The organism is Candidatus Vagococcus giribetii, from assembly GCF_017316185.1.
GTDB classification, from domain to species: domain Bacteria; phylum Bacillota; class Bacilli; order Lactobacillales; family Vagococcaceae; genus Vagococcus; species Vagococcus giribetii.
Genome location: NZ_JAFLVX010000018.1, coordinates 138,086 through 150,777 on the forward strand (window position 1 = coordinate 138,086; position 12,692 = coordinate 150,777).

At 34.1% G+C, this 12,692-nt stretch carries 8 protein-coding genes; all 8 read left to right on the plus strand.

Annotation, left to right across the window (positions count from 1 at the left end; all coding sequences use genetic code 11):
• Positions 1-237 precede the first annotated feature (237 nt).
• The 8 genes from glyQ to rpoD all read left to right on the plus strand — a co-directional run bounded on the left by glyQ (position 238) and on the right by rpoD (position 12,628).
• Positions 238-1,134 (plus strand): glycine--tRNA ligase subunit alpha, encoded by an 897-nt coding sequence (gene glyQ, locus DOK76_RS07325; protein ID WP_206966314.1) that lies wholly within the window; start codon positions 238-240, stop codon positions 1,132-1,134.
• A gap of 1 nt (position 1,135) precedes the next feature.
• A complete protein-coding gene (gene glyS / locus DOK76_RS07330) occupies positions 1,136-3,208 on the plus strand; it encodes a glycine--tRNA ligase subunit beta (protein ID WP_206966316.1) in 2,073 nt (690 codons plus the stop codon).
• Positions 3,209-3,329: 121 nt separating this feature from the next.
• On the plus strand, positions 3,330-4,868 hold the full coding sequence (locus DOK76_RS07335; RefSeq protein ID WP_206966318.1) for an ABC transporter permease: 1,539 nt from the start codon (positions 3,330-3,332) through the stop codon (positions 4,866-4,868).
• A 13-nt stretch (positions 4,869-4,881) separates the two neighbouring features.
• Positions 4,882-5,556, plus strand: coding sequence for an ABC transporter ATP-binding protein (locus tag DOK76_RS07340; RefSeq protein WP_206966320.1), 675 nt, complete (start codon positions 4,882-4,884; stop codon positions 5,554-5,556).
• Positions 5,549-7,051 (plus strand): PASTA domain-containing protein, encoded by a 1,503-nt coding sequence (locus DOK76_RS07345; protein ID WP_206966322.1) that lies wholly within the window; start codon positions 5,549-5,551, stop codon positions 7,049-7,051. The genes DOK76_RS07340 and DOK76_RS07345 overlap by 8 nt, the downstream gene beginning before the upstream one ends.
• A 137-nt stretch (positions 7,052-7,188) precedes the next feature.
• Positions 7,189-9,504 carry a cation-translocating P-type ATPase gene (locus DOK76_RS07350; protein WP_206966512.1) on the plus strand — a complete coding sequence of 772 codons (2,316 nt, stop codon included), beginning with the start codon at positions 7,189-7,191 and terminating at the stop codon, positions 9,502-9,504.
• Between the two features lie 152 nt (positions 9,505-9,656).
• On the plus strand, positions 9,657-11,501 hold the full coding sequence (gene dnaG, locus DOK76_RS07355; protein ID WP_206966324.1) for a DNA primase: 1,845 nt from the start codon (positions 9,657-9,659) through the stop codon (positions 11,499-11,501).
• 20 nt (positions 11,502-11,521) lie between these two features.
• The gene (gene rpoD, locus DOK76_RS07360; protein WP_206966326.1) at positions 11,522-12,628 is read left to right on the plus strand and encodes an RNA polymerase sigma factor RpoD; all 1,107 of its coding nucleotides are present in this window, start codon (positions 11,522-11,524) and stop codon (positions 12,626-12,628) included.
• The last annotated feature ends 64 nt before the right edge of the window (positions 12,629-12,692 follow it).

Sequence of the window (12,692 nt, forward strand, 5' to 3'; positions counted from 1 at the left end):
TAACAATTAGATACATACGTTGACGGAAAAAAAGAAAAATAAGTGAGATTAGTTAAGCGATTCTGGAAAGGTGAGAGCCAGAAATAATCTGTTTTTCAAAGGCGTTCCTGAGTATTGAAATGAAGCTGCCAGTTCTTTTTACTGGAAGTAGGGTGGAACCGCGATAATTATTCGTCCCTATGTTTGAGTCACATCAAGCATAGGGACTTTTTGTATACAAATAAGGAGGATGACAAGATGAGTCATAAGTTAACTGTACAAGAAATGATTTCAACATTACAAAAATATTGGTCTGACCAAGGTTGTATGTTAATGCAATCATACGATACTGAAAAAGGGGCAGGTACAATGAGCCCTTATACTTTTTTAAGAGCTATTGGACCAGAACCATGGAACGCAGCTTACGTGGAGCCTTCAAGAAGACCAGCAGACGGTCGTTACGGAGATAACCCAAACCGTTTATACCAACATCATCAATTCCAAGTTGTGATGAAACCATCGCCATTAAATATTCAAGAATTATATTTAGATAGTTTAAAATTATTAGGAATTGATCCATTACAACATGATATTCGTTTTGTTGAAGATAACTGGGAAAATCCTTCTATGGGTTGTGCTGGTTTAGGTTGGGAAGTTTGGTTAGATGGTATGGAAATTACTCAATTTACTTACTTTCAACAAGTAGGTGGTTTAGAATGTAAACCAGTAACATCAGAAATCACTTATGGTATTGAGCGTTTAGCTTCATATATCCAAGAAGTGGAAAGTGTCTATGATTTAGAATGGACAAATGGTGTTAAATACGGAGAAATCTTCGTTCAACCTGAATATGAACATTCTGTGTATTCTTTTGAAGTTAGTAACCAAGAGATGCTATTAGAATTATTCAATACCTATGAAAAAGAAGCTAAAATTTGTATTGAGAAAAAATTAGCCCATCCAGCCTATGATTATGTTTTAAAATGTAGCCATACATTTAACTTATTAGATGCTCGTGGTGCCGTTTCCGTGACTGAAAGAGCAGGCTATTTAGCTCGAATCCGTAACATGGCTCGTGAAATCGCGAAATCATTTGTAGAAGAGAGAGAAAAATTAGGTTTCCCTCTACTAAAACAATTAGAGGAGGAAAAATAACATGACAAAACAATTTTTAATGGAAATTGGTTTAGAAGAAGTCCCTGCTCATATTGTGACGCCAAGTATGAAGCAGCTCGTAGAAAAAGTGACTACTTTTTTAGCTGATAATCGTTTAAGTTACTCAACAATCGAATCATTTTCAACACCACGCCGTTTTGCTATTCGTATCAATGATTTAGCTGAAAAACAAGAAAACATTGAAGAAATCGCCAAAGGACCTGCAAAAAGAATCGCTCAAAATGACGCTGGGGAGTGGAGTAAAGCGGCTATTGGTTTTGCTCGTGGGCAACAAGCATCAGTTGAAGACTTATTCTTCCAAGAGTTTAATGGTGAAGACTATGTTTACGTCAACAAATTTATCGAGGGAAAACCTGTTGAAGATGTGTTAGTAGATTTAACTGACGTGGTTAAAAGTTTAACTTTCCCAGTGTCTATGCATTGGGCGAACTACTCATATAAATTTATTCGACCTGTTCATTGGTTAGTTGCATTATTAGATGAAGAAGTCATCCCAATGTCTTTATTCGATGTAACTAGTGGCCGAGTTAGCCGTGGTCATCGTTTCTTAGGTGAAGATACTGATATTCAATCATCAGCAAGTTACGAAACAGATTTAGCAGCTCAATGTGTCGTTGTAAATGCGGATACAAGAAAAGAAATGATCGTGTCTCAAATTAAAGAAATCGAAACTTCTAATGGATGGGTTATTCCTGTAGATGAAGACTTACTTGAAGAAGTTAACAACTTAGTTGAATACCCAACTGCTTTTGTTGGAGATTTTGAAGAACAATACTTGAGTGTTCCTTCTGAAATTTTAATTACATCAATGAAAGAGCATCAACGCTACTTTGAAGTTTTAACAAAAGAAAACCAATTGTTAAATCACTTCATCGGTGTGAGAAACGGAAACAAAGAGCATATCGAAAACGTGGCTAAAGGAAATGCTAAAGTGTTAAAAGCTCGTTTAGAAGATGCTGAGTTCTTCTACCAAGAAGATATTAAGGTTTCAATCGATACTTACGTTGAAAAATTAAAACATGTTACTTTCCATGAAAAAATCGGCTCAATTTATGAGAAAATGCAACGTGTTTCTGCTATTGCTCAAATCATCGCTAAAGAAGTTGGTCTTACAGAACAAGAACAACAAGAGTTAAAAGAAGCAAGTCACATCTACAAATTTGACTTAGTGACTTTAATGGTTGATGAGTTCCCAGAACTTCAAGGTGTGATTGGTGAAAAATATGCTTTATTACAAGGAAAAAGTGAAGCAGTTGCTAAAGCCATCAAAGAACATTACTTACCAAAATCAAGTGATGGAGATTTACCTGAAAGTAGTATAGGTGCTGTATTAGCTATTGCTGATAAATTAGACACATTAATGACCTTCTTCTCAGTTGGTTTAACGCCAAAAGGATCAAACGACCCATACGCCTTAAGACGTCAAGCATATGGTATTATCCGTATCATTGAAAATAAAGGTTGGGCATTCCCAATTAATCGTTTACACAATGAAATTGAAGCAATGATTAATACAAATGAGTCATTGTTTGGTATCCATCTTGAAGGTACTGAGCAACCAATTGATACTTTCTTAAAAGGTAGAATGAAACAATGGTTTAACGGTAAAGCCATTCGTCACGATATTATTGAAGCAGTTGTTGAGAGCGATCAATCAGATTTAAATCAAATGTTTGAAATTGCAACTATTTTAAGAGACAATGCAGCAACAGTTGAGTTTAAACCAACTGTTGAGTCACTAACTCGTGTCATTAACTTAGCTGAAAAATTAGAAAATAGTTCTAATGCTGTTGACCCTGATTTATTTGAAAACGAAGCTGAGAAAAACCTACATAAAGCCTTTAATGATATTAAAGCCTCAGCTAATGAGTTAACCTTAACGGAAAACTTCAATGCCTTGAAGGCTCTAAATCCATTAATTGAAGCATACTTTGAAAATACCATGGTTATGGTTGAAGATGAAAATGTGCGTAACAACCGTCTTAACCAATTAACAGAAATTGCTAAAATGGCGTTATCATTCGCAAGCTTAGACAAATTAATTGTAAAATAACCATTCTTAAGGAGGATAATTTTGGATTATCCTCCTTTTTTTCGATTTGTAATGCCTTCCAATAAAAAGAATGTTAAAATATGGTTAATAGTTAGGGAATTTTTTAAAGGAGTGGTGAAAAATGAATTTTATTAAACGTGGATTGGCAAGTATTACACGTCGTAAAGGGAAATCAATTATATTATTTGCCGTTATTTTGATTCTTGGAAACGTAATGGCTGGTGCCATTGCCATTGATCAAGGAACTAAAAGTGTTGAGTCTAGTATCAAGAAAAAGCTTGGTGCCGTGGCAACCATTACCCAAGACGTTGAACAAATTGAAAAAGATGCAAAAAATGATGATAGTGTTTACGAAAAAATCACGATGCCAAAGCAAGAGACATTATCAGAAATTGGCAAATTGGATGAAGTTAACTATTACGATTATTCATTAACAACGTACATTAATACAATGAAATTAAAGATGGCACAATCAAAAAATCAAGATTTCATTGTGGGTGATGGTGAAACTTCAAACTTTACCCTTAAAGGCGTTAACTTTAATGAAGTTTTAGATGTTAAAAATAATATTATTAAAGTAACTGATGGTCGTGTCTTTGAAAAAGATGAGATTGAGAAAAATAAAAATGTAGTAATGATTTCTGAAGATGTTGCTAAAGAGAACAACCTTAGAGTTGGAGATAAAATGGTAATCGATTACCACACAGCAATGGGAATGATGATGTCAGAAGATGGATCAGAAACTAAAATCGATCCAGTCAAAAAAGATTATCAAGTTGAAGTAATTGGGACTTTCTCTGTTTTACAAAGTGAAAAAAAATCATCTAAAAAGAATGATAACTCTGATATGCAAAATGAATCTAATTACATGGAACGAGTTAACTCTATCTATGCACCAAATGGCTTTGTTTCAAAAGTAGGTAAAGAAACTAGTTTACTAGAATTTGAAAAAAATCCTGATATGTATGGTGGAATTTCTAAGGAAGAATTTTTAAAACAACAAGAGGATATGGATTTTGCGACAGCGACTTATACACTAAAATCACCTGAAATGACTGAAGATTTTAGAATTAAAGCCCAAAAAATTCTTAAAGACAGCAAAAATAAATACGCTAAAGTTTTAATTAGCTCGGATCAGTTTGATTCAGTAGCAGGTCCTGTTAAAGGAATGTCTAAAATTTCAAAACTGGTATTAATTATTTCTGTTTTAGCTTCTATCCTTATTATTACTTTGGTAACAATTCTTTTCCTACGAGATAGAAAACATGAATTAGGTATCTATCTGTCTCTTGGTGAAAAACGATCAAAAGTAATTGGTCAAATTGTTTTTGAAGTTGTAGTAGTTGCTTTTGTAGCGATTACTATTTCAGTATTCACTGGTAATATGCTAGCAAAAGGCTTTTCTAAGTCATTGATTCAAACGCAAAAAACAGAAACTGTTGATAATGGCTATGGGTCTTTCAATATGGATGATTGGGAATACGCTCGATTATCAAATAATAATGTCACAGAAGATGATGTTATTGATGCTTATAACGTCTCATTAAATCCGACGTATATTATTCTGTTTTATGTAGTTGGAATTGGTGTTGTATTAGTATCTACAGTTGCTCCGTTGATTTATATCATGCGACTAAATCCGAAAAAAATAATGATGTAGGGGGGATGTTGGTATGTCCATTTTAAAAGCAAGAAAATTAGATTATTTCTATCAAGACGGAGACAAGCTCCGCTATATCTTAAAAAACACTAATGTTGATTTTGAACAGGGGACTTTCTATACAATTGTTGGTCAATCTGGTTCAGGAAAAACAACATTACTTTCTTTACTATCAGGTCTTGATAGTCCTAAAAAAGGAACGGTTTACTATAAAAACAAAAATATCAAACAAATCGGTTTAGAAAACTATCGTAGAAATGATATTAGTATTATTTTTCAGCATTACAATTTAATACCTTATCTAACAGGAGTTGAAAACGTCTTAGTACCTATGGCAATCACCGAAAATGAGTTGCCAGAAGACCAACATAAAGTAGCTTATAACTTATTAGACTATATTGGTTTAGGAAAAGACAAAGCAAATCGCATTGTTAATCAACTTTCTGGGGGAGAACAGCAACGTGTTGCCATTGCTCGAGCTTTAGCAACAAATGTTGATATTATTTTAGCTGATGAACCTACAGGGAACCTAGATGAAGAGATGGAACAAGAAATTGTTGATATCTTCAAATTACTTGCCCATGAGCACAATAAATGCGTCATTGTTGTTACTCACTCGCAAGAAATTGCCATGCAATCAGACAAGGCTTTTGTTCTTAAAAAAGGGGTTCTAAAAGAATATGAGTGATTTTTTATCCAACTTTTCAGGTGATGATTATAAAGAGAATCTCCCTAAAAAGAAGAAAAACACTGTAAAAAAAGACGCACCTAAAGAAAAAGAAACTACAGACACTCCAAAGAAAAAAAAACGTAGACGAAAACATACTTCGTCAGATCAAGCTAGAGAGTTATTCGACAATCCAAACTTGATTGAAGACAACGAAGAAATTGTTAAAGAGTCAAGGCCAAGAAAACTTGAGTCTGTTTCAGACGATTCAAATGAGCTACACGATATTGAAATTGACCCAGAGTATAGTAAAAAGCAAAAACGCAAAAAAATCGTAATAGGGGCCTCGATTATCATAGCTCTTGTTCTGAGTTATGTGGTTTATTATCAAATGACTCGTATTAAAATGCCAGATTTCCAAGATAAGTCTGTAACAGATGCCAGAAAATGGGCTGCCGAAAATCGAATGGAATTAGACATTAAAGAAGCTTACTCCCTTAAAAGTGAATCTAGTGATGTCATGAAGCAAGGTGTCGCTCCTGGTAAAAACGTGAAGAAGGGCTCAACAATTTCATTAACAGTCAGTGAAGGTCCTGACCCTGAAGAGATAATCAAACTACCTGACTTTAAAACAATGGGTGAAAAAGAAGCTTCAGAATTTGTGACAAAGAATAAAGCTGAGAATTTGAGTATCTTAACAGAGTATAGCGATAAGGTAGAAAAAGGAAAATTCATTCGTATGGATTTTAGTGATAAAGAAGTCACTTCTGAGAACTACCGTCGAAGAGATAGTCTAAATGTCTACTACTCAAAAGGAAAAGAAGTCTTTGAAAAAGATATTCCTGTTCCTGATTTTTCTGGCAAAATGAAAAATGATGTCGAAGATTGGGCTCAAAAAAATAGTATCGCAATGACTTATGAGGAAGTTGATTCTGATAAGATTGAAGAAGGTAAAATCATTTCCCAAAGTATTGAAAAGAACAAAAAAATTGCTAAAAAAGATAAAATGAGTGTCAAAATTTCTTTAGGAAAAGCAATTATTGTCCCTAACTATGGTTACTATTCAGCTGAGTCAAGCCTTACTGCTGTTGAAGGATTGGATTTATCCATTCAACAACTCTTCTCAGATGCCGTCCCTTATGGTCAATTGATTAGTCAATCTGTTGAAGCAGGGACAAAATTAACAGCTAAAAATAGTAAATCCGTAAAAGTCATTTATTCTTACGGACAACCTTATATCAAATCATACTTCGGTCAATTAGAAGGGGATATTCCTAAGTTCTTGTATGACGATTTTAACTCTAAAGGAGCTAACATTACATACGGAACATACTACGTAGATTCTGATGCTCAAAAAGGCGAAATCGTTAAAATGAGTGCTTATAATCAGTATATTGCTTCTGACTCTTATATTACTTTTGGTATCAGTAATGGTAAGTTTGCTGATTTACCTGGAAAAACGCCTGAAGGTGACTCAGGAGATATTAATAAAAAAGAAACAGATCTAGCAAATTAATCTAAAAAGCAATCCTTTTAGTGGGATTGCTTTTTAATTTGTAAATTTTTCTTATTTTGATTTCTTTTAGAACTCTAAATAGGTATAATGGTAAATACAGACTTTTTAAGAAAAATAAAGGAATGATTAATTTAAAGATGGCTAATAAACTTAATGGATTAACTTCTGAGGAAGTTCAATTACGCATTTCAAAGAATCAACAAAATAATTACAATGAGGATGTATCAAAATCAACAAAAGATATTATTAAAGACAATACATTTACCTTATTTAACTTTCTTAACTTAGTAATTGGTATATGTTTAGCACTTGTTGGAGCTTTTAGTAATTTATTTTTCATGGTGATTATCATCATGAACGTGACAATTGGTATTATCCAAGAAATTAGAGCAAAAAATTTAATTGCAAAATTATCAATTATCAATGAGGATCGCATTACTGTTGTTAGAAATAGCGAAGAAATCGAGATTAGCTCAACTGATATTGTCTTAGACGACATCGTTAAATTAATCGCTGGAGATCAAGTCCCGTCTGATATGGTTGTTGTTCAGGGATTTGTTGAAGCAAATGAAGCGTTATTAACAGGGGAATCTGATTTAATCAAAAAAGAATTGGACACTCAATTACTATCCGGAAGTTTTATTTCTAGTGGTCAATGTTACGCTAAGGTGACTCATGTAGGAAAAGACAACTATGCAACTAAAATTGCGAATGAAGCAAAAATTCATAAACCATTTAATTCTGAGTTAGTTTCTTCTATTAGAAAAGTAGCTAAATTTACAAGTTATGTCATCGTTCCTTTAGGCATTATTTTATTTGTAGAAGCATTTTTCTTTGGTGGTGGTAGTCTTAAAAATTCCGTTGTTGCTTCCGCAGCAGCCCTTTTAGGTATGTTACCTAAGGGAATGGTTTTACTTATTATGATTGCTCTAGCAACCGCTGTAGCCAAACTAGCTAAGAAACAAGTATTAGTCCAAGATATGTATTCTGTAGAAACATTAGCTCATGTTGATGTCATTTGTTTAGATAAAACAGGAACGATTACTGAAGGTAAAATGAAGGTCCTAGAAACTATTATTTTAGCTGATGAGCACAAAGATAATTTTAACCAAATCATGAGCAGTTACATGTACGCATCATCTGATAACAATATTACGATGCAAGCTATTAGAGACTACTTTAAAGAAGAAGAAATTTTTCAAGCCCAACAAGTCATTAGTTTCTCCTCTGAAAGAAAATGGGGAGCCATGGTTCTTGATTCTGTTGGAACCATTTGTCTAGGAGCACCAGAAAGACTATTTGATGAAGAATCACTACCCAGTCAAATCAACGAAGCTCAAGAAGAAGGTTATCGTGTGTTAATGCTTGGTATCAGCTCTGAAACAATGATTAATGAAAATCAGCTACCAAACTTAACACCTTTAGCAATTATCAAAATAGATGATCCTATTCGCCAAAATGCAAATGAAACTCTTGCGTATCTTAAAGAAGAAGGGGTAGATATTAAAGTTATCTCTGGTGATAACCCAGTTACAGTTTCAAACGTAGCGAGACGTGCTGGCTTAGAAGGTTATGAAAAATTCATTGACTTATCTGAATTAAAAACAGAAGAAGAAGTAAAAGCCGTTGTAAAAGACTACCGAGTTTTTGGTCGTGTGTCTCCGCAACAAAAGAAAATGCTTGTTCAAGAGTTAAAAGAACAAGGACATGTTGTTGCGATGACAGGGGATGGTGTGAATGACGTATTAGCCTTAAAAGAAGCTGATTGTAGTATCGCTATGGCCGAAGGAGATAACGCCACACGCCAAATCTCTAACTTAGTTTTACTAAATTCAGATTTCACTACCTTACCTGATGTCTTATTTGAAGGTCGTCGTGTTGTTAACAATGTGACGAAAGTATCTAGTATTTTCTTTATTAAAACAATCTATTCATTAATTTTATCTATTCTTTGTGCGTTGAGTGCTGTGACATTTCCCTTTATCCCAGTCCAAATTACATTACTTGATTTAGCAATTGAAGGTTACCCAGCTTTCTTCTTACAATTTGAAAATGACAAACGAAAAGTAACGGCTAAATTTTTACCCACTGCTTTACGTCGTGCTTTACCCAATGCCATTTTAGTTGTGTTAAATGTTGTCTTCATTTATCTGTTCGGTACGATGAACAACTGGTCTACAATCGATATGACAACCTTGATGTATTACATGTTAATTGCTGTTAGTTCAATGGCAGTTATCAAAGCATGTTTACCATTTAACTTACTACGTGCCTTTTTAGCAGTCACAACAACCATAGGAACATACGTAGCTGCTATGCTATTTAAAAACTTACTTGAAATCTCAGTGTTAACAAAAGAAACATTACCAGTTTTCGTTGTTTTAGTGCTTATCTCAATTGTCTTAAAACTAGTTTTAGACCGTGTAATTGTTAAAGAAAAACGCTTTGCTTAGATAAGTAAGAAAATTTTCTTGAAAACAAGAAGAAAAATTGGCATATTTTATAGGATATGTTATACTTTATGTTGTAGATTTGTGTCATATAGTCGCACTGAATTCAGTGCGACTTTTGTCACTTTTAAAATGATGAGGGGAGGCTAATTAAAATGGTGCAATTAATCCCTCAAGAAACGATTGAAATGGTCAGACAACAGACGAATATTGTTGATATCGTTGGACAATATGTTCAATTGAAAAAGTCTGGAAAGAACTATTTAGGTCTTTGTCCATTTCATAATGAAAAGTCGCCTTCATTCTCAGTAGCTGAAGACAAGCAAATTTATCATTGCTTTGGTTGTGGTAAAGGAGGAAATGTCTTCTCCTTTATTCAAGAAATCGAAGGTCTTACGTTTCCTGAATCTGTTGAGAAAGTCGCTGATTTAGCTAGTATTAATGTGACTATTAATGCGACTCATACACCTCAAACATTATCACCAAAAGCGCTTGAAGAATCTCAGTTGATAGACATTCATGAAAAAACTGCTGATTTATATCATCACATTTTACTCAACACGCAAGTCGGTGAACAAGCACTAGCTTATTTAAAAGAGCGAGGTTTGACAGAAGAAGTCATCAAAACGTTTAAAATCGGTTTTGCACCTCGTGATCGAAGACTATTGTTTAAAATACTAGAAAAAGATCACTATTCTGAAGATATCTTACGAAAAACAGGGTTATTATTTCAGCTAGATAATGGTGATTGGTTAGATCGTTTTTACCAACGTATCATGTTTCCCATTACAAATTTCCAAGGGAAGGTGATAGGTTTTTCAGGACGTTTGCTTCTAGATGAGTCCTTTGATGCCACCGACCAACCAAAGTATTTGAACAGTCCTGAAACAGAACTCTTCAATAAGCGGTTCATTCTTTATAATTTCCATCAAGCACGGTCTGAAATCAGAAAGAAAAATGAAGTCATTTTGTTTGAAGGTTTTATGGATGTTATTTCAGCTTGGATGTCTGGTACAAAAAACGGTGTTGCCTCAATGGGAACAAGTTTAACTGTGGAGCAAATTGCAACCCTTGAAAAGGTGAGTGAAGATGTTCTACTGGCATATGATGGAGATAACGCAGGAATAGAAGCCACCAATAGAGCCATAGATTTATTAAACAATCAAAGCTCCATGACGATTCAAATTATTGATATCCCTGATAAAATGGACCCCGATGATTACCGTAAAAAATTCGGTACTGATGGACTGCATCAATTGTTAAAGAACAATCGATCCACTATTTTTCAGTTTAAGAAAGAGTACTTAAAACGACAGAAAAACTTAGCTATTGAAGCTGACAAGTTACTTTACATCGACGAGATTTTAACTGAACTCGTCAAAGTCAATTCAATTGTTGAAGTCGATATGGCTTTAACAGGTCTAAGTAGTGAGTTTTCCGTCTCAAAGAATACCTTACAAAATGAACTACGGGATAAAAAACGTTCATACAAGCAAGATTCTTTTTCTGATTTTTCACCTGTTCAATCAAAAAAAGAACTTGTTATTCCCAAGCATTTTGAAACAAGAAAAGTAGATCAAATTGAAAAAGCCGAAATGACCTTGATTTACCGGTTGCTTAATGAGCGAAGTGCTTATCAGTTTTTATCTACCAAAGAATCAATTGCCTTTTACCACGATCACTATCAAGAGCTGTATTTACACTTAGTGAATTACCTTAGTTTAAATGGGGAAGTTGTCATTGCTGATTTTCTTGACTATCTCAAAGAAGATTACTTAAAAACAACTTTAATCAATGTCACTATGCAAAACCTAAGTGAAGAAAGTACAAAACAAGAGTTAGATGATTGTCTCCTCGTATTACAACGAGCCGGTGTCAAAAGACAAATTGAAGAGTTACTACAAGCACAACAAGAAGCAAAACGAGTTGGTAACAACGACTTAGAAGCTGAAACAACTCTTAATATAATTACGCTACAAAAACAACTTAAATCGATTTAATCTAAAGGGGGATTTTTTTTATGCTAGAAAATAATCAAGCAGCATATAAAAAAGAAGTAGATAAGTTTATCAAAGAAAATAAGGTAAAAGGACAAGTTGTTTTCGACGTATTAACAGACAAATTGGCAACACCTTTTGAACTGAACTCAGACGAAATGGATACCTTAATTCAAAAAATTGAAGATGCTGGAATCAGTGTTGTTGATGAAAACGGCGAACCAAGTGAACGCAGTCTAAAAGTAACGACTAAAAAAGAAGTAAAAGAAGAAGAGGAAGACTTAATCGCACCAGCTGGTGTTAAAATTAATGACCCTGTTCGTATGTACTTAAAAGAAATCGGACGTGTTTCCTTATTAACTGCTGATGAAGAAGTAGCTCTTGCCTTAAGAATTAAAGAAGGCGACCCTGAAGCTAAACAAGAATTAGCTGAAGCAAACCTTAGATTAGTTGTAAGTATTGCAAAACGTTATGTGGGACGTGGTATGCAGTTCTTAGACTTAATCCAAGAAGGTAACATGGGCTTAATGAAAGCCGTAGAAAAATTTGACCATGAAAAAGGATTCAAATTCTCTACTTATGCTACATGGTGGATTCGTCAAGCAATTACACGTGCTATTGCTGACCAAGCAAGAACGATTCGTATTCCAGTTCATATGGTGGAAACAATTAATAAATTAATCCGTATTCAACGTCAATTACTTCAAGATTTAGGACGCGAACCGACACCAGAAGAAATCGGTGCGGAAATGGAATTACCTGCAGAAAAAGTACGTGAGATTCTAAAAATCGCTCAGGAGCCAGTATCACTTGAAACACCAATTGGTGAGGAAGATGATTCACACTTAGGTGATTTTATTGAAGATCAAGACGCAACAAGTCCTGCTGAACACGCGGCTTACGAGTTATTAAAAGAGCAACTTGAAAGTGTACTAGATACATTAACTGACCGCGAAGAAAACGTACTACGTTTACGTTTTGGTTTAGATGATGGACGTACAAGAACATTAGAAGAAGTAGGTAAAGTCTTTGGTGTTACGCGTGAGCGTATTCGTCAGATTGAAGCAAAAGCTTTAAGAAAATTAAGACATCCTTCTCGTTCTAAACAATTAAAAGATTTCTTAGAATAATAAGTATAAAGAGTTATCTAAAAGGATAGCTCTTTTTTTATTACCTTTAGTTATTTAAAATTCA